The sequence below is a fragment of the Streptomyces sp. NPDC059851 genome (genome assembly GCF_042732005.1).
GTDB lineage: Bacteria > Actinomycetota > Actinomycetes > Streptomycetales > Streptomycetaceae > Streptomyces.
The window spans coordinates 13,726-35,682 of sequence record NZ_JBHWJJ010000081.1; the positions used below are offsets into that span (position 1 = coordinate 13,726).

Here is a 21,957-nt window from a genome sequence, read left to right on the forward strand (position 1 = left end):
GTCACCACCGTGACCGAAATGACCGACGGCGTCCTGCACACCCTGTTCCGCACGGAGCAGGGCGGCCACGAGCAAGTCGTGCTGTGCCAGGACCGAGCCACTGGCCTGAAGGCCGTCATCGCCATCCACTCCACCGCCCTGGGCCCGGCCCTCGGTGGCACGCGCTTCCACGCGTACGCGTCGGACGAGGAGGCCGTCCTCGACGCGCTGAACCTCTCGCGCGGCATGTCCTACAAGAACGCCATGGCCGGCCTCGGCCTCGGCGGCGGCAAGGCCGTGATCATCGGGGACCCGGACCTCATCAAGACCGAGGACCTGCTGCTGGCCTACGGCCGCTTCGTCGAGTCCCTCGGCGGCCGCTACGTCACGGCGTGCGACGTCGGCACGTACGTCGCGGACATGGACGTCGTCGCCCGCGAGACCCGCTGGGCCACCGGCCGCTCCCCCGAGAACGGCGGCGCCGGCGACTCGTCCGTCCTGACCGCCTTCGGTGTCTTCCAGGGCATGCGGGCGAGCGCCCAGCACCTGTGGGGCGACCCGACGCTGCGCGGCCGCAAGGTCGGCGTGGCCGGCGTCGGCAAGGTCGGCCACTACCTGGTCGAGCACCTCCTGGCGGACGGCGCCGAGGTCGTGATCACGGACGTCCGCGAGGAGTCCGTGCGCCGGATCCTCGACAAGCACCCGCAGGTGACGGCCGTGGCGGACACGGACGCGCTGATCCGTACCGAGGGCCTGGACATCTACGCCCCCTGCGCGCTCGGCGGCGCCCTGAACGACGAGACGGTGCCTGCCCTGACCGCCAAGATCGTCTGCGGTGCGGCGAACAACCAGCTCGCCCACCCGGGCATCGAGAAGGACCTCGCGGACCGCGGGATCCTCTACGCGCCCGACTACGTGGTCAACGCGGGCGGCGTCATCCAGGTCGCCGACGAGCTGCACGGCTTCGACTTCGACCGGTGCAAGGCCAAGGCCACGAAGATCTTCGACACCACGCTGGAAATCTTCGCTCGTGCAAAGGCGGACGGTATTCCTCCGGCTGCGGCGGCCGACCGGATCGCCGAGCAGCGGATGGCCGACGGCCGCGCGGCCAAGGCGGCCAAGGCCTCCTAGCCCCTGCCGGTGCGCCCGCCGGAGTGCGGCGAGACGGAACTCACTGCACTTCGGCGGGTCGCCCGCCAGGAAAGAGTTAAAATCGCAGCTGACCAGCGAGGACGGGGCGCCTCGATGGTCCTGTTCCGAGGCGCGTCATGCGGGCGGCGTACCGTATGGCCGCGGAAACAGGTACCGTTAAACCCCTACGGACGGTCTCTCCGAGGAGAGCCCGCTCCGAACCATGAACGCGTGTCAGACTCTGGGGCCGTCGAGCCCCGTCACCGAGGGGGTCGAGCCATGGGGCGCGGCCGGGCCAAGGCCAAGCAGACGAAGGTCGCCCGCCAGCTGAAGTACAACAGCGGCGGCACTGACCTTGCGCGTCTGGCCAACGAGCTGGGCGCTTCGCCGACGGCGCCGCTGACGCCTGTCAGCGAGCCGGTCGACGTCGATGACGAGCTGGACGACGACGACCCGTACGCGAAGTACGCGGAGCTGTACAACAACGATGACGACGAGGACGAGGACGAAGAGTCCGGCCCGTCGGCTCAGCAGCGTCGCGGCGCTTGACGCCTCGCGTTCGCACCACAACGGGTGGCACCGCCTGATCACGTGACCACCGACGGCTGAACGATTCCGCTTCGGCCTTCAGAGCAACACACGAAACCCGGTCCAGGGCCTCGCCCCGGACCGGGTTTCCGTGCTGTCTCAGCTCGCGTACGACCCGGTCAGCGCCGCGCCGTCGGCGTGCTCCCCGCGCTCGGTGATCTCACCGGCGACCCAGGCGTCGACGCCACGGTCGGCCAGCGCGGTCAGGGCCACGTCCACCGACTCCTGCGGGACGACGGCCATCATGCCGACACCCATGTTCAGGGTCTTCTCCAGCTCCAGCTGCTCGACCTGTCCGGCCTTGCCGACGAGGTCGAAGACCGCACCCGGGGTCCACGTCGACCGGTCGACCGTCGCGTGCAGGTGGTCCGGGATCACCCGGGCGAGGTTCGCTGCGAGACCGCCGCCGGTGATGTGCGAGTAGGCGTGCACCTCGGCCGTACGGGTGAGGGCCATGCAGTCCAGCGAGTAGATCTTGGTCGGCTCCAGCAGCTCCTCGCCGAGGGTCCGGCCGAACTCCTCGACGTGCTGGTCGAGCGACATCCCGGCCCGGTCGAAGAGCACGTGCCGGACCAGCGAGTACCCGTTCGAGTGAAGGCCGGACGACGCCATCGCGATGACGGCGTCACCCGTACGGATGCGATCCGCGCCGAGCAGGTGGTCGTACTCGACGACGCCGGTGCCGGCGCCCGCCACGTCGAAGTCGTCCGGACCGAGGAGGCCCGGGTGCTCGGCGGTCTCGCCGCCCACCAGGGCGCAACCGGCGAGGACACAGCCCTCGGCGATGCCCTTGACGATGGCCGCGACCCGCTCGGGGTGGACCTTGCCCACGCAGATGTAGTCGGTCATGAAGAGCGGCTCGGCACCGCAGACGACGATGTCGTCCATGACCATCGCGACCAGGTCGTGGCCGATGGTGTCGTACACGCCCATCTGACGGGCGATGTCCACCTTCGTGCCGACACCGTCGGTGGCGGAGGCCAGCAGCGGGCGCTCGTAGCGCTTGAGGGCGGAGGCGTCGAAGAGGCCGGCGAAGCCGCCGAGGCCGCCGAGGACCTCGGGGCGCTGCGTCTTCTTCACCCACTCCTTCATCAGCTCGACGGCGCGGTCTCCCGCTTCGATGTCGACGCCCGCGGCTGCATAGCTGGCACCGGTGGTCTTCTCTGTCATGACAGGAGAGAGCTTTCGTGTCGTGTGCTGCGTGAGATGCCGGTCCCTGGGAAAAGCCGGAAAGACAGGGACCGGCGCAGGTCGAGCCGGGGTCCGCCCGCCCGCCGGGGGGGGCGGGGGTCCGCCCCGCCCCCCGGCGCGGCGCTAGGGGCGGCGGAGCGCGTCGGCGGCGTCCGCGCCGCCGGCCAGCTCTGTTTCCAGGAGCTGCTTGCCCAGCAGCTGCGGGTCGGGCAGCTCCATGGGGTACTCGCCGTCGAAACAGGCACGGCAGAGGTTCGGCTTCTGGATGGTCGTCGCCTCGATCATCGAGTCGAGCGAGATGTACGCGAGCGAGTCCGCGCCCAGCGAGGTGCCGATCTCCTCGACGCTCATGCCGTTGGCGATGAGCTCCGCCCGGGTGGCGAAGTCGATGCCGAAGAAGCACGGCCACTTCACCGGCGGCGAGGAGATCCGGATGTGGACCTCGGCCGCACCGGCCTCGCGGAGCATGCGGACCAGCGCGCGCTGGGTGTTGCCGCGGACGATCGAGTCGTCGACGACCACCAGGCGCTTGCCCCGGATGACTTCCTTGAGGGGGTTGAGCTTGAGGCGGATGCCGAGCTGGCGGATCGTCTGCGAGGGCTGGATGAAGGTCCGGCCCACGTAGGCGTTCTTGACCAGGCCGGAGCCGTAGGGGATCCCGCTGGCCTCGGCGTAGCCGACGGCTGCCGGCGTACCGGACTCCGGCGTCGCTATCACCAGGTCGGCGTCGACCGGGGCCTCCTTGGCGAGGCGCCGGCCCATCTCGACGCGCGAGAGGTAGACGTTGCGGCCGGCGATGTCCGTGTCCGGGCGCGCCAGGTAGACGTACTCGAAGACGCAACCCTTGGGCTTCGCTTCTGCGAATCGGGAGGTGCGCAGGCCGTTCTCGTCGATCGCGATGAGCTCGCCGGGCTCGACCTCGCGGACGAAGCTGGCGCCCACGATGTCGAGGGCCGCGGTCTCGCTCGCGACCACCCAGCCGCGCTCCAGGCGGCCGAGGACCAGCGGGCGGATGCCCTGCGGGTCGCGGGCGGTGTACAGGGTGCCCTCGTCCATGAAGACGAGGGAGAAGGCGCCCTTGACCTGCGGGAGGACCTTGGCGGCCGACTCCTCGATGGTCAGGGGCTTGCCGTCGTCGTCCGTCTGGCCCGCCAGGAGGGCGGTGACCAGGTCGGTGTCGTTGGTGGCCGCCACCTGGGTGGCACGGCCGTCCTGACGGGGGAGGTCTGCGACCATCTCGGCAAGCTCGGCGGTGTTCACCAGGTTGCCGTTGTGGCCCAGGGCGATGGAGCCGTGGGCGGTCGCGCGGAAGGTGGGCTGAGCGTTCTCCCAGACGGAGGCGCCGGTGGTCGAGTAGCGGGCGTGACCGACCGCGATATGACCTTGGAGCGATCCGAGGGAGGTTTCGTCGAAGACCTGGGACACGAGGCCCATGTCCTTGAAGACGAGGATCTGGGAACCGTTGCTCACAGCGATGCCCGCGGACTCCTGTCCACGGTGCTGCAGTGCATACAGTCCGAAGTAGGTGAGCTTGGCGACCTCTTCACCCGGAGCCCAGACACCGAAGACGCCACAAGCGTCCTGGGGGCCCTTTTCGCCGGGGAGCAGGTCGTGGTTGAGTCGTCCATCACCACGAGGCACGCAACCGAGTGTAGGCGAGATCGACCACTGGTCCGAATTGGGGACCGCTGGGAAAAGTCACAGTGCGGACAGTCGGGTTACCCGTGCGGAGGGTGACGGCCCCGATATCCGGAATGCCGTGATTGGCAAGGGGGCCTGTGGATTCGTACGGGCTTCCCCACGTCCCTCTTCCGCCTCCGACGGACCCTGCCGTCACCTGCATCCAGCGGTGCGGCGCCGTGCGTTTCTTTTCCTTTTCTTTTCCTTTCCGCCGGACGGGCACCGCGGCCGGGCCTGTGCCGGGCCCGCAGGCGGTGGAAGGGTGTGATCGTGACGGAACCCAGCGCCTACGTACGTCGGCTGCCGATCGGGGAGCCCATACCGTTCTCCGCCGACGGAATCCCGATGTGGGAGACCTTCCCCTTCGAGGGCGAGCTCCGGGTCAGGGAGCTGGAGCCGCCGGTGCTCCCCGAGCCGCCGCGGAACGGGGAGCACGGGCCGGACGGCTGCGAGGCCTGCGTCCGTCCGGACGGGGACCACCTGTGGACGGACGAGCACTGGCGGCTCCAGGGCATCCGTGCGGCCCTGCCGGCCGTCGTCGTGCTCGTCCCGCGCGGCCACCACGACCTACTGGACCTGCCGGCCGAGCGGGCCGCCGAGCTGGGCGGGATGCTGCAGCGCGTGGAGCGGGCCGTGCGCACGGTCGGCGGGATCGGCCGCGTGCACGTGAACAAGTACGGGGACGGTGGCGCGCACCTGCACCTGTTCCTGTTCGCCCGGCCGGAGGGCATGCTCCAGCTGCGCGGATCCAACCTGGCGCTCTGGGACGACGTGCTGCCGCCGCAGTCCGAGGAGGCCTGGGCCGGATCGGCGCGCCTGATCGCGGCCGCGATGGCGAAGGACGGCGGCACGGCCCACGTCTGAGGCGTCAGCCCGAGACACGTGCACGGCGCGCCTGCACGGGGCGCCTGCCCGAGGCCTCCGCCGAGTCGCCCACCGGCCCCGGCGGGTCATTCGGCGGCGGATGAGGCCCCGGCCGTCAGGCCCTTGCCGTCTGCTGCCGTCAGGGTCAGGGTGTGGGACTGGATCCGCCACGCGAGGGGGCCGCTGCCGAAGAGTTCGGTCAGCACCCGCTCCAGGTCCCCTTCCGGGCCCGTACAGGCCATCCGGGTCGTGGTCAGTTGGCCGAAAGTGATCCGCGGACCGTCGATCTGGGTCGTGGCGCTGAACCGGTTGCAGCCGAGGCTGCCACTCGCGCCCCCGTCGGGGCCGATGGTGAACGAGGCCTTGCCGGCAGCCCCGTCCGGCACGGAGGCGGCCGTGTCGCCGCTGATCAGCCCGGTCACCGTCCACTCGGTGACGGTGAGCGGAGCGTCCGGCACCGGTGGCTTGGATGCCAGCTCCACGGTGCCGCCGCCGGCGGCCGTCAGCACGAGCCGGTCGGCGGACTCGCGCCGCACCTCCAGCCGGCCCTGGAGCAGCTTGGCGAAGGCCGTCTCGAATCCCATGTGCTCGCAGGCCAGGGTGGTGGAGGAGCCGGGCGTGACGGTGACCGCTGACTGCGGGGACCCGGTCTCGTAGGACACGGCCGCCGTGAATCCGTTGCAGCCGTAGTTCCCCTTCGCCTCGGCCGTGCGGGAGCCGGTGGGCTCGACCGTCAGGTGGGCGGTGGACGGCGCGGTGAAGCTCCGGCCGTCCGCGGTCAGCCGCTGGACGGACCAGGACCCGGTGAAGGCGGGGCCCGGGCTGGTGCCGGACGGGTCCGCCCCGTCGGCGCAGGCCGTCGTGGCGGCGGCGAGGACGAGTACGGCGGCCAGGGCCGCGGGGAGGTGCCGGTGTGTGGGCATGCCCCTGGGACGGACTACGGGCCCGGACGGTTCCGCGCACTGCTCCGGTCGGACGGGCGGTCAGCTCATCACCGGCAGCAGCGACCCGAGGTCGGCCCGCTCGCCGCTGGCCGTGACGCGGGCGTCCGCGACCGCCGAGGCCCAGTCCAACCGGCCCGTGGCCAGCCTGATCCAGGTCAGCGGGTCGGTCTCCACCACGTTCGACGGGGTGCCGCGGGTGTGCCGGGGGCCCTCGACGCACTGGACCACCGCGAACGGCGGGATGCGCACCTCGACCGAGCCGCCGGGGGCCTTGAGGGCGAGGGCGTCGGCGAGCAGCCGCGTACAGGCGGCGAGGGCCTGCCGCTCGATCGGGACGGCCAAACCCGCGGCCCGGTTGAGGTCGTCGGTGTGCACGACGAGCTCCACGGTCCGGGTGACGAGGAAATCGGCCAGCGTCATGTCGCCTACCCACAGCGCGAGCACCCGGCTGCCCGGGTTCCTTTCCAACGCTTCGGCCATCCGGGCGCCCGCTTGCTCGAACAGTTCGGCCGGTGCGGCGCCCTGGAGGGTCTCCTTGGCCGCTTCCGCGATCTTCCCGGCGAGGGAGGCGGTGGCGGAGGGCCACTCCACGGCCGTCAGCTCGGGCAGGGCCGCGGGCGGGCGGGCGAGCCCGGCGGCGAGCGAGTCGGCGATCCAGGCGATGTGCGCGGCCAGATCGGCCACGGTCCAGTCGCCGACCCCGCTGTTCCGGCCGAGCTGTTCCGGGGTCAGTTCCCGGACGGCGTCGGCGATGTGGGCGAACTGCGCGGTGACGGCCGTACGGATCTTCACGGCGTCGTAGGTGCGGGTGCGACGGGTCCTGGATGCCATGCGGCGAGTCTGCCCGATCGGTCACGGCCGCCGCAGCCGGTGGCGGTGCGGCGGCCGCTGGCCGGGCGCGGGGAGTGCGGGTCAGGGGCGCGGACCCGCGTCGAACACCTCGCCGTTCGCGGGGACGCCGATGCCGCGCCAGCGGAAGGGCAGGCCGCGGGCGGTGTCCGGGTCGGGCCCGTCCATCAGCTGGAAGTGCAGGTGCGGCTCGGTGGAGTTGCCCGAGTTGCCGCACTCGGCGATGAGCTGCCCGGCGGTGACCCGCTCGCCCGCGCGGACCCTCAGCGAGCCGCGCTTGAGGTGGCCGTACAGGGCGTAGGTGCCGTCGCCCAGGTCCAGGACGACGTGGTTGCCGATGATCCGGTCGGGCCCGGCGAGGTCCCGGACCGAGGCCTCGGCCAGCAGCAGGTAGAGCACCGCCGGCCAGGAGGTGCGGCTGAGGTGGTCGCGCTGCCGGTCGGACACGCGGACCACCACCGCGTCGGCGACCGCGTACAACGGGGCGCCGAACGCGGGGAAGGCGCGGGCCGGCCGGACGAGCGGCCACAGCCGGGCGAACCCCGGGTGCGGCGGGTCCTGCGGGCCGGGCTCGGCGGTGATGTCGATGGCGCAGGCCTGCGCCAGCCGGTGGCTGCCGTGGCTCGGGGTCCTGTCCGCGGGGCTGTTGGCCGCGGACCAGCGGCCGGCGACCGGGGGCTCGACCTCCCGTGCCGGCTCGGCGGTCCGGGGAGCCCGGGCGGCCAGCCGCCCGGCCACTGTCGTGAGCAGGAGGGCGGCCCCGGCGGGGAGCCACACCAGGCGGGTGTCGGAGGGGAATCCGAGGCCGAGGTCGGTGGCGATGAGCAGCAGGAACAGCAGCCAGCAGCCCCGGTAGGACCGGTGCACGGCCCTCCGCAGCCGGGCGGACGGAGCCGGCGCCGGCCCCGCGCCTTCCGCCCGGCCCGCGCCTTCCGCCCGGCCCGCGCCGTCCGCCCGGCCCGAGGTGTCGGCCCGCGTCACGGCGTGGCCGCCGCGAAGAGGACGAGCAGCGGGACGACCCTGCCGCCGGGGACCTCGTACCGCCCGCGCCCGGTGGTGTGCAGCCAGCCGGCCGCGCTGAGCTGGCGCAGGTGGTGGTAGACCTGCCCGCTGGTACCGACCCCGTCCAGCGCGGTCAGCTCGGCGGCGGTCCGGCGGCCGGCCAGGATCTCCCGCAGCAGCCGGATCCGTACGGGGCTGCCGAGTGCGGCGAGCGCGTCGGCGGTGCGCTGCCGGTCCTCGGAGGGGTCACCGAGGAGCTCTCCGGTGGGGAAGCCCTGCTGCCACTCGTACCGCTCGCCGGTGGGGAGTCCGACGGCACCGGTGAACAGCACTCCGCCGTCTTCGTCGGCGCCGAGTTCCGCGAGCCGCGCCTTGAAGCCCTCCAGGGCCCAGAAGTTCCGGGCGTGGTCGGCGTGTTCGGACCGCCCGGCGTCCTGTGCTTGTTGTGCTTCCCGCGCTTCCCGTGCTTCGAGTGCGGCCAGTCGCCGTTCCAGCTCGGCCACGCGTGCTTCGAGGTCCATGCATACGAAGTTACGTCATTACGTAATTCCGTACAAGGTCGAAAAGGCGTGGGTGGCGACGGGCCCGGAAAACGACGAACCCCCGCCCGGCAGTGCAGGGCAGGGGTTCGGCCGACGGATCGGACGGGCGCAGATCAGGCCAGCAGGGCCGGGATCGTCGCCTCGTGCGCCTCGCGGAGCTCGGCCAGCGGGATCGTGAACTCGCCCTGGACCTCGATCTCCTCGCCGTCCACGACACCGATGCGGGTGGCGGGCAGGCCGCGCGCGCCGCACATGTCGGTGAAGCGGAGCTCCTCGCTGCGCGGGACGGCCACGACGGCCCGACCCGCGGACTCGGAGAACAGGAAGGTGAACGCGTCCAGACCCTCGGGCACCACGACCCGGGCGCCGTTCCCGCCGCGCAGGCAGGACTCGGTGAGCGCCTGGATCACGCCGCCGTCGGACAGGTCGTGCGCGGCGTCGATCATGCCGTCGCGCGAGGCGGCGATCAGGATCTCCGCGAGCAGCTTCTCGCGGCCCAGGTCCACCTTGGGCGGCAGGCCACCGAGGTGGTCGTGGACGACCTGCGACCAGGCCGAGCCGCCGAACTCCTCGGCGGTGTCGCCGAGCAGGTAGAGCAGCTGGCCGGCCTCCGCGAACGCCATCGGCGTACGGCGGTTGACGTCGTCGATCACACCGAGGACCGCCACGACCGGGGTCGGGTGGATCGCGGTGTCGCCGGTCTGGTTGTAGAGCGAGACGTTGCCGCCGGTGACCGGGGTACCCAGCTCCAGGCAGCCGTCCGCGAGACCGCGGCAGGCCTCGGCGAACTGCCACATGACGCCCGGGTCCTCCGGCGAGCCGAAGTTCAGGCAGTCGGAGACGGCCAGCGGCTTGGCGCCGGTCGCGGCGACGTTGCGGTACGCCTCCGCCAGGGCCAGCTGCGCGCCCGTGTACGGGTCGAGCTTGGCGTAGCGGCCGTTGCCGTCGGTCGCGATGGCCACGCCGAGGTCGGTCTCCTCGTCGATGCGGACGACACCGGCGTCCTCGGGCTGCGCGAGGACGGTGTTGCCCTGCACGAAGCGGTCGTACTGGTCGGTGACCCAGGACTTCGAGGCCTGGTTCGGGGAGGAGACCAGGGCCAGGACCTGCGCGCGCAGCTCCTCGGAGGTCTGGGGGCGGGCCAGCTTGCCCGCGTCGTCCGCCTGGAGGGCGTCCTGCCAGTCGGGGCGGGCGTACGGGCGCTGGTACACCGGGCCCTCGTGGGCGACGGTGCCCGGCGGCACGTCGACGATCTGCTCGCCGTGCCAGAAGATCTCCAGGCGCTCGCCGTCGGTCACCTCACCGATGACCGTGGCGATGACGTCCCACTTCTCGCAGATCTCCATGAACCGGTCGACGTGCTGCGGCTCGACGATCGCGCACATGCGCTCCTGCGACTCGCTCATGAGGATCTCCTCGGGCGAGAGCGTCGCGTCGCGCAGCGGGACGGTGTCCAGCTCGACGCGCATGCCGCCGGAGCCCGCGGAGGCCAGCTCGGAGGTGGCGCAGGACAGGCCGGCGCCGCCGAGGTCCTGGATGCCCGCGACCAGCTTCTCCTTGAAGATCTCCAGGGTGCACTCGATGAGGAGCTTCTCCTGGAACGGGTCGCCGACCTGGACCGCGGGGCGCTTGGTGGGCTTCGTGTCGTCGAAGGTCTCGGACGCGAGGACCGAGACTCCGCCGATGCCGTCGCCGCCCGTGCGGGCGCCGTAGAGGATGACCTTGTTGCCGGGGCCGGAGGCCTTGGCGAGGTGGATGTCCTCGTGCTTCATCACGCCGATGCAACCGGCGTTGACCAGCGGGTTGCCCTGGTAGCAGGAGTCGAAGACGACCTCGCCGCCGATGTTGGGCAGGCCCAGGCAGTTGCCGTAGCCGCCGATGCCGGCGACCACGCCCGGCAGGACCCGCTTGGTGTCGGGGTGGTCGGCCGCGCCGAAGCGGAGCGGGTCGACGACGGCGACGGGGCGGGCACCCATGGCGAGGATGTCGCGGACGATGCCGCCGACACCGGTCGCCGCACCCTGGTAGGGCTCGATGTACGAGGGGTGGTTGTGCGACTCGACCTTGAAGGTGACCGCGTAGCCCTGGCCGACGTCGACGACACCGGCGTTCTCGCCGATGCCGACGAGCATGGCGTCGTTCTCGGGGGCCTTCTCGCCGAACTGGCGCAGGTGGACCTTGCTGCTCTTGTACGAGCAGTGCTCGGACCACATGACCGAGTACATGGCGAGCTCGGCACCCGTGGGGCGGCGGCCGAGGATCTCGCGGATCCGCTGGTACTCGTCCTCCTTGAGGCCGAGCTCCTTCCAGGGCTGCGCCGAGTCCGGGGTCTCGGCTGCGTGCTTGACGGTGTCCAGAGTCATGCGGAGACCAGCTTCTTCAGGATCGAGGTGAAGAATCCGAGGCCGTCGGTGCGGCCCGTCCCGATCAGCGGCTCCACCGCGTGCTCGGGGTGCGGCATGAGGCCGACGACGTTGCCCGCGGCGTTGGTGATGCCGGCGATGTCGTTCAGCGACCCGTTGGGGTTGAAGTCGAGGTAGCGGAAGGCCACGCGGCCCTCGGCCTCCAGCTCGTCCAGGGTGCGCTGGTCGGCGACGTAGCGGCCGTCCATGTTCTTGAGCGGGACGGAGATCTCCTGGCCCTGCTCGTAGTCGCCGGTCCAGGAGGTCCCGGCGTTCTCGACGCGGAGCTTCTGGTCGCGGCAGATGAAGTGCAGGTGGTTGTTGCGGAGCATCGCGCCCGGCAGCAGATGGGCCTCGGTGAGGACCTGGAAGCCGTTGCAGATGCCCAGGACCGGCATGCCGGCCTTGGCCTGCTCGATGATGGTCTCCATCACCGGCGAGAACCGGGAGATGGCCCCGGCGCGCAGGTAGTCGCCGTACGAGAAGCCGCCGGCCAGGACGACCGCGTCGACCTGGTGCAGGTCCTTGTCGCGGTGCCACAGCGAGACCGGCTCGGCGCCCGCGAGGCGCACGGCGCGCAGCGAGTCACGGTCGTCGAGCGTTCCGGGGAACGTGACGACACCGATGCGAGCGGTCACGACTCCACCTTGACGACGAAGTCTTCGATGACGGTGTTGGCGAGGAACGTTTCGGCCATCTTGTGGATGCGGTCAAGGGCGGCCTGGTCGACCGGACCCTCCACTTCCAGCTCGAAGCGCTTCCCCTGGCGGACGTCGGCGATGCCCTCGAAGCCCAGGCGCGGCAGTGCACGCTGCACCGCCTGGCCCTGGGGGTCGAGGATCTCCGGCTTGAGCATGACGTCGACTACGACGCGTGCCACTGGCACTCCCGATGGGTGGTTGGTGCGAAGGCGGTTCCTTCAGCGTACCCGCCCGAAATTTCTACGCGGGTAGATTTCCGAGAGGGGTCCACAAGGGCCCCTCGGGGGCGTCCGACGGGGAACCCCTTTCGGCTTCACCAACGCTTCGCAAAATCCATCGGAAAACCACGCGCCCGGGATTGCGGGGGGACACGCGGAGAGAATTAACTGGGCTTCGCAATGCAATGGGAATCGAGGTACAAAGGAATCCTCAGCAGCGCGACATTTGCCGCTCCGTACCCGGTGCCGAAAGGCGCATTGCTCCGAAACATCCACACAGGCGACATCGCCGCACGTCAGCGGGCGGCGGCTGTCGCGCGAAGGGACCGATATCCGTGGCGCAGCGCGTAGTGGTCACACTCTCCGACGACATCGACGGCGGAGAAGCGGCGGAAACGGTCGCGTTCGGCCTGGACGGCAAGTCCTACGAGATCGACCTCAATCTCGCCAACGCCGAGAAACTGCGGGAGACCCTCGCCCCGTACGTGGCCGCCGGCCGCCGGCAGGCCCGCTCCGGCAAGGTCTTCAAGCACACCTCCCTCGCCCCCGACCCGGCGGTCGTCCGCGCCTGGGCCCGGTCCCACGACTTCGACGTGCCCCCGCGGGGCCGGATCCCGAAGCGGGTCTACGAGGCGTACCACCAGGCCCACTGAGGAGGCCCCCGGGGCCGATTTGGCATCCACCCCCTCCCGTCCGCTAGTGTGTGGATCACGCCGAGGGGCGAGACCGCAGGTCAGAGCCTCGAAGGTCGTGCGGGTGTAGTTCAGTAGCAGAACATCCCCCTTCCAGGGGGAAGGCGCAGTGTGCGATCCCTGTCACCCGCTCGCAAAGGCTTTACCGACCACTCCGGTGGATCAGGTAGAGTGATGCACGCATCGCCCGGCAGAAACGCCGGAGCGGGCATGCGGACGTAGCTCAGTTGGTAGAGCACCACCTTGCCAAGGTGGATGTCGCGAGTTCGAGTCTCGTCGTCCGCTCAGAGTGCAAAGGCCCTGATCATTGATCAGGGCCTTTGTCGTATGCGCACGCAGATCACCTGCCGCGCACTGACAAATGTCATCGGGGGCGATGACCACGCCCACTGGTGCGACGAGGGGCCCGCCGCGAGGCTGGAGCCATGGGGAACAGCACCCGCCACAGGGTGATCGGGGGAATCGGGGAACCGTGTCGAAACTCACCGGATGGTGGAAGAACCGCAGCACCGCGGCAAAGGTCGAGTTGTACACACGGGGGTCGTTCCACTTCTTCGCGGTCATCGAGATCTTCTCCTTCGGACTGGCCCCGATGGCCGCCGCTCCCAAGGAGGGCATCTCCCAGCCGGTCGCGGTCGGGGCGCTGGTGGTCGCCGTCCTCCACTCCCTGGCCACGGCGTTCCTCTCGTCCCGGGCACTGGACTGGCAGGTGGGCGCCCGGGAGCGCCCGGTTCGGCTCGCCGTGGCGACGACCATCGCCACGGCCCTCGCCTGCCTCGCCGTCATGCTGCTCCGCAAGACCGGGCACCTCCCCGAGGCCGTGGCACCGTCGCTCGTCGTCGGCTTGGCCTGCTTCTCCTGCGGCTCCCTCGTGCTCTGCATGAACCGGGTACGGCAGATGTGGCGCGTCTCACCGGCCTGGGCGCTCGGCGCGGGCACGGGGGTGCTTGCCCTGGGCCTGCCCGCGGGGGAGGCCGCCGGGTACGCGGTCGCGGTGCTGGTGGCCGGCCTGTTCATGAGCCTGGCCTGCGGCTTCTCGGGCTGGCTGCTGAGGATGGTCCACGAGCTGGAGCGCGCCCGGGAGCTCCAGGCCCAGCTCGCCGTGGCCGAGGAGCGGCTGCGCTTCGGCCGGGACCTGCACGACGTGATGGGCCGCAACCTCGCCGTCATCGCCCTCAAGAGCGAGCTCGCCGTCCAGCTGGCCCGGCGCGAGCGCCCGGAGGCCGTCACCCAGATGATCGAGGTCCAGCGGATCGCCCGCGAGTCGCAGCGAGAGGTGCGCGACGTCGTGCGCGGCTACCGGGAGGCCGACCTCGGGGCGGAGCTGGAGGGCGCACGGGGCGTGCTCACCGCGGCCGGGATGGACTGCCGGGTCGAGGCCGAACCGGGGCGGACGCTCCGCCCCGAGGTTCAGTCGGCACTCGGCTGGGTCGTCCGGGAGGCCACCACGAACGTCCTCCGGCACGGCGACGCGCGCACCTGCGTGATACGCCTCACAGCGCCCGAAGAGACCGAAGAGGGCGAACTGACCCTGGTCGTGGAGAACGACGGGGCACCCGAGGTGCCGGCCGGACCGCCCGGCTCCGGGCTCGCCGGGCTGCGGGAGCGGCTCGCGGTGCTCGACGGCACCTTGGAGGCCGGCCCGGTGGGCGACGGCCGATTCCGGCTGCGGGCCCGGATCCCGGGCCGCCAACTGCGAGGACTGGAGGTGCGGGCGTGAGCCCCGTACGCGTACTGCTGGCCGACGACGAGCACCTGATCCGCGGGGCACTCGCCGCCCTGCTGGCCCTGGAGGACGATCTGCTGGTCGTCGCCGAGGCGGCCTCGGGCCCCGAGGCCCTGGCGATGGCACGGGCCCACCGGCCGGACGTGGCGGTGCTCGACCTGCAGATGCCCGGGGCGGACGGTGTGAGCGTGGCCACGTCCCTGAAGGCCGAACTCCCCGACTGCAAAACCATGATCGTGACCAGTCACGGGCGGCCCGGGCACCTCAAGCGGGCCCTGGCGGCGGGGGTACGGGCCTTCGCGCCGAAGACGGTGTCGGCGCAGCGGCTCGCCGAGCTGATCCGGACCGTGCACGCCGGAGGTCGCTACGTGGACCCGGAGTTGGCGGCCGACGCGATCAGCGCGGGGGACTCGCCGCTGACCGCCCGCGAGGCCGAGGTGCTGGAACTCGCCGGGGACGGGGCGCCGGTGGCGGAGATCGCGGAGCGCGCCGGCCTGTCGCAGGGGACCGTACGCAACTACCTGTCCTCCGCCGCCTCGAAGCTCGGCGCGGAGAACCGGCATGCCGCAGTGCGTCTCGCGCGCGAGCGCGGTTGGGTATAGTGGTTCCCGCGCCACGGCGCATGCGGACATAGCTCAGTTGGTAGAGCACCACCTTGCCAAGGTGGATGTCGCGAGTTCGAGTCTCGTTGTCCGCTCCAGAAGAAGAGCCCCCGGTCAGTGACCGGGGGCTCTTCCGTGTTCGAGTCGCGGGCCTTCCGGGAGCCGGACCGCCCGCGCCGGCGGCGGCGCGGGACGATCCGGTCCGGGGCCTCAGGCCCAGTTCTGGCCGGTGAGCCGCTCGTACGCCTCGATGTACTTGGCGCGGGTCTGCTCGACGACCTCTTCCGGAAGGGCCGGCGGCGGCAGTTCCCCCTTGGGGTTCCAGCCGGAGGCCGGGGAGGACAGCCAGTCGCGGACGAACTGCTTGTCGAAGGAGGGCTGGGCGCGGCCCGGCTCCCACAGGTCGGCCGGCCAGAACCGGGAGGAGTCCGGGGTCAGCACCTCGTCGGCGGCGACCAGGGTGCCGTCCGCGTCGAAACCGAACTCGAACTTGGTGTCCGCCAGGATGATCCCGCGCTCGCGCGCGATGTCCCGGGCCCGGCCGTACACGGCCAGGGTGGTCTGGCGCAGCAGCGCAGCGGTCTCGGCGCCGGTGGTGCGCGCGACCTCCTCGTAGGAGACGTTCTCGTCGTGCTCGCCGACCGCGGCCTTGGCGGCCGGGGTGAAGATCGGTGCGGGCAGTTCGGAGCCGTCGACGAGCCCCTCCGGCAGCGCGAGCCCGCAGACCGTACGGGTCTGGTCGTACTCGGCGAGGCCGGAGCCGGTGAGGTAGCCGCGGGCCACGCACTCCACCGGAACCATCGTCAGGTTCTTGCAGACCAGCGTGCGGCCCGCCCAGTCCGCGGGGGCGCCCGCGGGGACGTCCGTGCCGAGCACGTGGTTCGGGACGAGGTCGGCGAGCTGCTCGAACCACCACAGCGAGAGCTGCGTCAGGACCCGGCCCTTGTCCGGGATCTCGGTCGGCAGCACCCAGTCGAACGCGGAAATCCGGTCGCTGGCGACCATGACGAGGTTGCCGTCCTCGTCGCGGTAGAGATCGCGAACCTTGCCGGTGTGGAGGTGGACGAGGCCCGGCACCTGAACCGGCTCGGGCTTTTCGACGAATCCGGACACGGGGTCTCCCTGTGGTTCTGTACGAGCGCAGCCCCATTCTCCCGCACCGGCCCGCACGGTCGGACGACGGGTCCGGGGCGGCGCGGTGTCAGTCCCTCTTGCAGATCCGGTCCAGGAGGTTGGCGGTGGCCCGCTGGATCCGCTCGTCCACGTGGCCGGGGCGGTCGAGCGCCGGGGACCAGGCGAAGGTGCCGGACGCGAAGACCAGGGCCCCGCTGGGGGCCCGGTACAGGGAGGTCTCCTGGTGGCGCTTGGCCCCGTCGGCGTCGAGGTACGGGGAGTGCGCGAGCAGGATCCGGTCCCGGTGCTCGGGGAGCTGGGTGCGGGGGAAGTAGCGGTCCGCCTCCCCGGCGACCAGGCCGGGCAGCTCGTCGTTCTCGGCGGCTCCGGTGGACTCCCAGAGCCAGTGCGAGGCATTGCGCACGACCAGCGGCGCCGGCTCCGGAACCCGCCCCGCGTACTGGATGCCGAGCAACTGCTGCTCGGGGCGGTCGACCCCGCGCCACAGGCTGGGACGGCCGGGGCCGCGGCGTTTGCGGCAGGTCAGGAGCCGGTCGGCGACCCCCGACGGGGAGGGGCCCAGCTCGACCTGCCAGTACATGGTGTTGGCGGAGAGGAAGACCAGCGAGGTGCCGTGGTCGCGGGCCCGCTCGACGGCGCGGCGCATGGGGGCCGACCAGTACTCGTCGTGGCCGGGGAAGACCAGGCCGCGGTAGCGGGCGGGGTCGATGCGGCCGGCGTGCAGGTCGCGGGTGTCGGCGTAGGCGAGGTCGTAGCCGTAGCGTTCGGCCCAGCGGATGACGTCGTAGGCGTGGCCCACGTGCAGGGGCAGGCCCGTGCCCGCGTAGGGGCGGTCGAAGGAGACCGTGACGGCTGCGTCCTGCGTGCCGAGGAGCCGGCCCTCCTCGTCCCAGGCGTGGTAGAGGCTCGCGCCGGTCCGGCCGTCCTCCGGGTAGAGGTTGTACGCCTGCCAGGTGACGTCGGGCAGCAGGAGCAGCAGGTCGGCGGGGCGGTCGTCGCGCACGGTGAAGGGGATGTGGGAGCGGTAGCCGTCGGCGGTGGTGAGCACGGCGACGTACGCCCCGACGTTCCAGTGGCTCGGTACCCGCAGCCGCCAGGACAGCCACCAGTGGTGGCAGGAGACCGTGCGGTCGGCGGTGAGGGGCGGCGGCTGGACGAAACCGGAGAGGCGCGGACTGGTGGTGATCCTGGCGACGCCGGCGCCGCCGTAGTGGCCGATGCGGTGGACCTCGACGGAGAACTGCTGGGGCGGGTCCACGGTGATGTGGAAGTCGATGGACTCGCCGGGGGCCACCGCGCCCGGGGAGGCGAACCCCTTGATCTGCCGGTGCACGTCGTCGGCGGTGCGGGGGCCGCCGGCGGCGCCGGCACGGGCGGACCGACCGCCGGGGGCCGCGGACGGGTCCACGTACCAGGGCACCACCCGGCCGGTGCCGTCGACGGGCGCCCCGCTGCCGCGGAGCCACGGCAGTGGTCCCTGCCCGAAGGGGTCGTTCACCGCGTGCGCGAGCGCCCCTGACTCCCATCGCCGGATCCGGTCCGCACCCATACCGCTCCCCTCCCTCGCTCCCCCGAACGGCTTCTGCACACGGCGGCGCGGCGCGGGTCCTGGAGGTCCGGCCGCGGCCGGACCCCAGCACATCACATGACGCGCTCGTTCCGTCACCGTTCGCCACAACCGGGGCCAGGGATATGACGGGGGACGCGGCAGGGCGTAGCAGGGCCCGCGCGGAGCGGGATGCCGCCGGATCAGACCAGGCGGACCGGCTTCTCGGGGCGGATGCCCAGCTCGGCCAGCCAATCGCGCAGGGGCTCCGGATCGCCGTCCTCGACCAGACTCAGCACGCGGGGGCCCAGATCGGAGCGCCGCTCGCCGCCGGCCACCAGCACCGGGCCGTCCAGCCAGTCCAGACCCGGCGCGGCGCCCACGCAGTCCACCGCCGCGCAGCACACCAGGGCCGTCACGTGGTCGGCGAGCAGGTCCCGGCCGCTCCTCGGCGGCTGCAGCGGGAACAGGGGCACGGCGTCGGCGCCGCGGGCCACCACGGAGCGGCGGTCCTCGGAACGTTCCTCCCGGGCCAGGTCACCGCTCAGCCGACCGGCCAGGGCCTCACCGGGCCCGCCCTCGCCGCCGGCGTCCGCCAGGAACCCGAGGACCCGGTCCAGCGTGGGCCCCGCCCCCGGCGGTACGGCCAGGGCGTCCAGCGCCTCGTGCAGCCGGGCCGCCTCCGCCCGCCACGTGCGGTCCACGACCTCCTCCGGGTACGCCGCCCAGTCCACCGGCGCCCAGTCCGGCCCGGGCTCGGCCGGTCCGCCGTGGAAGAGCCGCGCGGCGAGCAGGGAGGCCGCCTCGTCGACGACGCCCGGCCGCTCCAGCAGGTCGCACGCGGGCCGCTCGCCGAGCCGGGAGGCGAATCCGTCGGCCATCCGGTCCCGCCGGGACAGCTCGGTCAGCGCGGAGACCACCCCGGCATCGAGGTGCGAGGGCCACCGGCCCATCCGCCACGCCGGCAGCGCCACCCGGGTCAGCAGCCGGTCCCATCCCGCGTACGCGAGGCCGACCTGCTCCTGGGCGACGATCCGCAGCCCGTAGTCCACCCGCTGCGCCCGGTCCGAGGCGGCCGCGGCCACCCCGCGCTCCATCTCGGCGGCGTCCTCCCGGCAGAGCCGCAGCAGCAGCCGCGCCGGGCCTCCGATCCAGCCGAGGCCGGGCCGGCCGGCCACGCCGACGGCGGCGTCCAGCCCGCGTACGAAACCGCGGGCGTCGGCTATGTCGGGATGCGCCGAGGGTCCCGTACCGGCGACGACCGGCGCGAGCACCGCCCGCAGCTCGGCCACCCTCATCCACCACAGGAAGGGCGAGCCGATCACCAGCACCGGCGCCGCCCCCGGCTCGCTCCCCGGACCGGCGGCCGCGCCGCGCCGCCGGTGGGCCGCATGCGTACGGTCCTCCAGCCAGCTGTCGCAGTCCGGTGTCAGGGCTATCGCGGAGGGCGCCGGCACCTCCATGCGGTCCGCCAGGTCCCGGACCAGCCGGTACAGGTCGGGGGCCTCCGCCTCGGTCAGCGGCACGGTCGGCGTCACGGCGGGGCCGGCCCGCACCACCACCGCGGTGAAGATCCCGACCACCAGCAGCACGAGCACGGCGACCGCGCACATGACGACGGTCACCAGCGGCCAGGGCTCCCCGGCCAGCCGGCCCGTCATCCTGGCGGAGACCAGCACCACCGCGAGGGCGGCGGGCAGCAGGCCGACGGCCAGCGCCCTGCTGCGCACGCGCAGCACGGCCAAGGCCCGGGAGCGCGCGGACGGCGGGCTCCCTTCCCGATGCGAACCGGTTCCGGACACGACCGGACCTCACCCCCTCTGCCCTGCGGCGGTTTTGCTCACTCCCCCACTGTGACACCCGCCACTGACATCGCAATGCCGGTGGGCCAAGTGCCGGAATGCTTGCGCCGCACCCTAGTTGGGGAGCGCCCGGCAGTCAGCCAGACGGTATGACGATCACCCGATGGAATGGCTTTGGCTAAAGCTGCTGCGTTCGAACGCGGCCCGATGCAGTCGCACACGCACATGCGCGCGGGCCCGGTCCGCACCTGTGTGCGTACCGGGCCCGCGTCATGACCGCGCTGCCGCTCGGCGTCCTCAGGCCGTGCCGGCCGCCTTGGCCGCGATGTCCGTGCGGTGGTGGGAGCCGTCCAGGCGGATCCGGGCGACGGCCTCGTACGCCTTCTCGCGGGCCTGCGCCAGGTCGGAGCCGGTCGCAGTCACCGACAGCACGCGGCCGCCCGCGCTGACGACGGCGTCGCCCTCGCGACGGGTCCCGGCGTGCAGCACGTACGCGTCCGGCCCGTCCTCGGCGGCCACCTCCGCCAGGCCCTCGATCGGGTCGCCGGTGCGCGGGGTGCCCGGGTAGTTGTGGGAGGCGATGACGACCGTGACGGCCGCGTCCTCCCGCCAGGTGAGCGGGGGCTGGGATTCCAGAGTGCCCTTGGCCGCGCTCGACAGCAGGCCCGCGAGCGGCGTCTGCAGCCGGGCCAGGACGACCTGCGTCTCGGGGTCGCCGAAGCGGGCGTTGAACTCGATGACGCGCACGCCGCGCGAGGTGATCGCGAGTCCGGCGTACAGCAGGCCGGAGAAGGGGGTCCCGCGGTGGCGGAGCTCGTCCACGGTCGGCTGGAGGACCGTCTCCAGGACCTCGTCGACGAGCTTCGGGTCGGCCCACGGCAGCGGCGAGTACGCGCCCATGCCGCCGGTGTTGGGGCCCTCGTCGCCGTCGAGGGCGCGCTTGAAGTCCTGCGCGGGCTGCAGCGGGACGACGGTGGTGCCGTCGGTGACCGCGAAGAGCGAGACCTCGGGGCCGTCGAGGTACTCCTCGATCACGACGCGGTCGCAGGCCAGGGCGTGCTCGCGGGCGGCGTCCAGGTCCTCGGTGACCACGACGCCCTTGCCGGCGGCCAGGCCGTCGTCCTTGACGACGTAGGGCGCGCCGAAGGCGTCGAGGGCCGCGTCCACCTCCTCCGGGGTGGTGCACACGTAACTGCGCGCGGTCGGGACGCCGGCCGCGGCCATCACGTCCTTCGCGAACGCCTTCGAGCCCTCCAGCTGCGCCGCCTCGGCGGACGGGCCGAAGACGGGGATGCCGGCGGCGCGGACGGCATCGGCGACACCGGCGACCAGCGGCGCCTCCGGGCCGATGACGACCAGGTCGGCACCGAGCTCGGTGGCCAGGCCGGCCACGGCCGCGCCGTCGAGGGCGTCGACCGGGCGCAGCTCCGCCACCTCGGCGATGCCGGCGTTGCCGGGAGCGCAGTAGAGCGCATTGACGTCGGGGTCGAGGGACAGAGAGCGGCACAGGGCGTGTTCGCGGGCGCCGCCGCCGATGACGAGGACCTTCACGCCATGCAGCCTAGCCCGCCGGGCGACCGGACCTTCGTGCGGCCACCCAAACGCGGGCCCCTACTCGTTCGTGTATTCCTCCACAACGGTGGCCCCGAGCTCGCGCACGATCAGCTCGTGTCCGGTGAGGGCGCTGTCGACGAGGTCGGGATCGTCCTCCTCCGGTACGTCGTCCTCCGGCGCCACCGGTGGGGGCGCCTGGTGTACGGGGGGCTGCGGCGCGGCGGCGACCTGGGGGGACTGCGGCGGCCGGGGCTCCTGCGGGGCGGCCGGAGCCTGCTGCACCGGGGCCGGGGCGGGCGCGGGAGCGGGCGCCGGCGGGCTGTAGGCGGGCGCGGGCGGAGCGGCGTACGCCGGGACGGCGGCATGCGGTGCGGACTGGCCGCCGCCCTGGCCCACGACGGCGTCGATCTTCCAGTTGACCTGGAACTGCTCGGCCAGGACGGCCTTGAGCACGTCCTCGCTGCCGCTGCTGGCGAAGTTGTCGCGGGCTCCGGCGTTCGGGAAGCCCAGCTGGAGCGTCGTCCCGTCGAAGCCGGTGACCTGGGCGTTCTGGCTGAGCAGGATCCAGGTGAAGCGCCGGCGGTTCTTGACGGCCTCCAGGACGCCGGGCCACATCGCCTGCACCTGTCCGGCCCCGGCGGCCATGCCGGGGGACGGCGCGGCAGCGCCGGCGGGAGCCGGCGCCGCTGCCGCTGCCGCTGCCGGGGCGGCGGGCGCGGGAGCCGCGGCGGCGGGTGCGGGGATCCCCTGGCCGGGCGCGGCCGCGGTGGGCCAGGCACCGCGGGCCCCGGACCCGGGCTTCGCCGCTCC

General features: G+C 72.5%; 19 protein-coding genes, 3 tRNA genes and 1 pseudogene. 9 read left to right on the forward strand and 14 right to left on the reverse strand.

Annotated elements, in window-relative coordinates:
• The first annotated feature begins 9 nt into the window (after positions 1 to 9).
• Positions 10 to 1,110: a Leu/Phe/Val dehydrogenase gene (locus ACFV7Q_RS24720; RefSeq protein ID WP_385431463.1), complete on the forward strand. Its 1,101-nt coding sequence runs from the start codon at positions 10 to 12 to the stop codon at positions 1,108 to 1,110.
• A 231-nt stretch (positions 1,111 to 1,341) separates the two neighbouring features.
• Complete coding sequence (locus ACFV7Q_RS24725) at positions 1,342 to 1,659, forward strand: DUF3073 domain-containing protein (protein ID WP_385431464.1); 318 nt, start codon at positions 1,342 to 1,344, stop codon at positions 1,657 to 1,659.
• Between the two features lie 138 nt (positions 1,660 to 1,797).
• Here ACFV7Q_RS24725 and purM read toward each other — a convergent pair whose 3' ends face one another.
• A complete protein-coding gene (gene purM, locus ACFV7Q_RS24730; RefSeq protein ID WP_385431465.1) occupies positions 1,798 to 2,868 on the reverse strand; it encodes a phosphoribosylformylglycinamidine cyclo-ligase in 1,071 nt (356 codons plus the stop codon).
• Between the two features lie 144 nt (positions 2,869 to 3,012).
• Positions 3,013 to 4,530 carry an amidophosphoribosyltransferase gene (purF, locus tag ACFV7Q_RS24735; protein WP_361910330.1) on the reverse strand — a complete coding sequence of 506 codons (1,518 nt, stop codon included), beginning with the start codon at positions 4,528 to 4,530 and terminating at the stop codon, positions 3,013 to 3,015.
• 309 nt (positions 4,531 to 4,839) lie between these two features.
• On the opposite strand from purF, the gene ACFV7Q_RS24740 reads away from it, so the two are divergent.
• Positions 4,840 to 5,433 carry an HIT family protein gene (locus tag ACFV7Q_RS24740; RefSeq protein ID WP_385431466.1) on the forward strand — a complete coding sequence of 198 codons (594 nt, stop codon included), beginning with the start codon at positions 4,840 to 4,842 and terminating at the stop codon, positions 5,431 to 5,433.
• An 86-nt stretch (positions 5,434 to 5,519) separates the two neighbouring features.
• Here the strand turns inward: ACFV7Q_RS24740 and ACFV7Q_RS24745 are convergent, their stop codons facing one another.
• The 7 genes from ACFV7Q_RS24745 to purS form a co-directional block, all read right to left on the reverse strand.
• A complete protein-coding gene (locus tag ACFV7Q_RS24745) occupies positions 5,520 to 6,356 on the reverse strand; it encodes an META domain-containing protein (RefSeq protein ID WP_385431467.1) in 837 nt (278 codons plus the stop codon).
• Positions 6,357 to 6,416: 60 nt separating this feature from the next.
• A complete protein-coding gene (locus ACFV7Q_RS24750) occupies positions 6,417 to 7,208 on the reverse strand; it encodes a sterol carrier family protein (RefSeq protein WP_385431468.1) in 792 nt (263 codons plus the stop codon).
• Between the two features lie 81 nt (positions 7,209 to 7,289).
• Positions 7,290 to 8,105 carry a peptidoglycan DD-metalloendopeptidase family protein gene (locus ACFV7Q_RS24755; protein WP_385431479.1) on the reverse strand — a complete coding sequence of 272 codons (816 nt, stop codon included), beginning with the start codon at positions 8,103 to 8,105 and terminating at the stop codon, positions 7,290 to 7,292.
• A gap of 98 nt (positions 8,106 to 8,203) precedes the next feature.
• Complete coding sequence (locus ACFV7Q_RS24760; protein WP_385431469.1) at positions 8,204 to 8,749, reverse strand: ArsR/SmtB family transcription factor; 546 nt, start codon at positions 8,747 to 8,749, stop codon at positions 8,204 to 8,206.
• Positions 8,750 to 8,883: 134 nt separating this feature from the next.
• Positions 8,884 to 11,133 (reverse strand): phosphoribosylformylglycinamidine synthase subunit PurL, encoded by a 2,250-nt coding sequence (gene purL, locus ACFV7Q_RS24765; RefSeq protein WP_385431470.1) that lies wholly within the window; start codon positions 11,131 to 11,133, stop codon positions 8,884 to 8,886.
• Positions 11,130 to 11,810 carry a phosphoribosylformylglycinamidine synthase subunit PurQ gene (gene purQ / locus ACFV7Q_RS24770; RefSeq protein WP_385431471.1) on the reverse strand — a complete coding sequence of 227 codons (681 nt, stop codon included), beginning with the start codon at positions 11,808 to 11,810 and terminating at the stop codon, positions 11,130 to 11,132. The genes purL and purQ overlap by 4 nt, the downstream gene beginning before the upstream one ends.
• The gene (gene purS / locus ACFV7Q_RS24775; RefSeq protein WP_179174904.1) at positions 11,807 to 12,052 is read right to left on the reverse strand and encodes a phosphoribosylformylglycinamidine synthase subunit PurS; all 246 of its coding nucleotides are present in this window, start codon (positions 12,050 to 12,052) and stop codon (positions 11,807 to 11,809) included. Before purS ends, purQ begins: the two co-directional genes overlap by 4 nt.
• Before the next feature lie 374 nt (positions 12,053 to 12,426).
• Here purS and ACFV7Q_RS24780 point away from each other — a divergent pair, with 374 nt between their 5' ends.
• The 6 genes from ACFV7Q_RS24780 (at position 12,427) to ACFV7Q_RS24805 (ending at position 15,209) form a co-directional block, all read left to right on the forward strand.
• Entirely contained in the window at positions 12,427 to 12,744 is a 318-nt protein-coding gene (locus tag ACFV7Q_RS24780) for an Lsr2 family protein (protein WP_385431472.1), read from the forward strand.
• Between the two features lie 99 nt (positions 12,745 to 12,843).
• Positions 12,844 to 12,915, forward strand: a tRNA-Gly gene (locus ACFV7Q_RS24785).
• An 80-nt stretch (positions 12,916 to 12,995) separates the two neighbouring features.
• Positions 12,996 to 13,068 (forward strand) — tRNA-Gly (locus tag ACFV7Q_RS24790).
• A gap of 187 nt (positions 13,069 to 13,255) precedes the next feature.
• Positions 13,256 to 14,503 carry a sensor histidine kinase gene (locus ACFV7Q_RS24795; protein WP_385431473.1) on the forward strand — a complete coding sequence of 416 codons (1,248 nt, stop codon included), beginning with the start codon at positions 13,256 to 13,258 and terminating at the stop codon, positions 14,501 to 14,503.
• Complete coding sequence (locus ACFV7Q_RS24800) at positions 14,500 to 15,111, forward strand: response regulator (protein WP_385431474.1); 612 nt, start codon at positions 14,500 to 14,502, stop codon at positions 15,109 to 15,111. Before ACFV7Q_RS24795 ends, ACFV7Q_RS24800 begins: the two co-directional genes overlap by 4 nt.
• A gap of 22 nt (positions 15,112 to 15,133) precedes the next feature.
• Positions 15,134 to 15,209, forward strand: a tRNA-Gly gene (locus ACFV7Q_RS24805).
• A gap of 112 nt (positions 15,210 to 15,321) precedes the next feature.
• On the opposite strand, the gene ACFV7Q_RS24810 is transcribed toward ACFV7Q_RS24805, so the two are convergent.
• From ACFV7Q_RS24810 to ACFV7Q_RS24830, 5 genes and pseudogenes are all read right to left on the reverse strand, one after another.
• Complete coding sequence (locus ACFV7Q_RS24810; RefSeq protein WP_385431475.1) at positions 15,322 to 16,224, reverse strand: phosphoribosylaminoimidazolesuccinocarboxamide synthase; 903 nt, start codon at positions 16,222 to 16,224, stop codon at positions 15,322 to 15,324.
• A gap of 88 nt (positions 16,225 to 16,312) precedes the next feature.
• A complete protein-coding gene (locus ACFV7Q_RS24815; protein WP_385431476.1) occupies positions 16,313 to 17,794 on the reverse strand; it encodes a N,N-dimethylformamidase beta subunit family domain-containing protein in 1,482 nt (493 codons plus the stop codon).
• A 200-nt stretch (positions 17,795 to 17,994) separates the two neighbouring features.
• A complete protein-coding gene (locus ACFV7Q_RS24820; protein ID WP_385431477.1) occupies positions 17,995 to 19,593 on the reverse strand; it encodes a hypothetical protein in 1,599 nt (532 codons plus the stop codon).
• Between the two features lie 297 nt (positions 19,594 to 19,890).
• Entirely contained in the window at positions 19,891 to 21,144 is a 1,254-nt protein-coding gene (gene purD, locus ACFV7Q_RS24825) for a phosphoribosylamine--glycine ligase (protein WP_385431478.1), read from the reverse strand.
• 60 nt (positions 21,145 to 21,204) lie between these two features.
• Positions 21,205 to 21,957: pseudogene (locus ACFV7Q_RS24830) on the reverse strand (DNA polymerase III subunit gamma and tau); the annotation flags it as partial.

Coding starts and splice junctions, on each gene's coding strand:
- ACFV7Q_RS24815 (WP_385431476.1), bottom strand. CDS start 17,794: ATGGGTGCGGACCGGATCCGGCGATGGGAGTCAGGGGCGCTCGCGCAC.
- ACFV7Q_RS24760 (WP_385431469.1), bottom strand. CDS start 8,749: ATGGACCTCGAAGCACGCGTGGCCGAGCTGGAACGGCGACTGGCCGCA.
- purM (WP_385431465.1), bottom strand. CDS start 2,868: ATGACAGAGAAGACCACCGGTGCCAGCTATGCAGCCGCGGGCGTCGAC.
- purL (WP_385431470.1), bottom strand. CDS start 11,133: ATGACTCTGGACACCGTCAAGCACGCAGCCGAGACCCCGGACTCGGCG.
- ACFV7Q_RS24750 (WP_385431468.1), bottom strand. CDS start 7,208: ATGGCATCCAGGACCCGTCGCACCCGCACCTACGACGCCGTGAAGATC.
- ACFV7Q_RS24745 (WP_385431467.1), bottom strand. CDS start 6,356: ATGCCCACACACCGGCACCTCCCCGCGGCCCTGGCCGCCGTACTCGTC.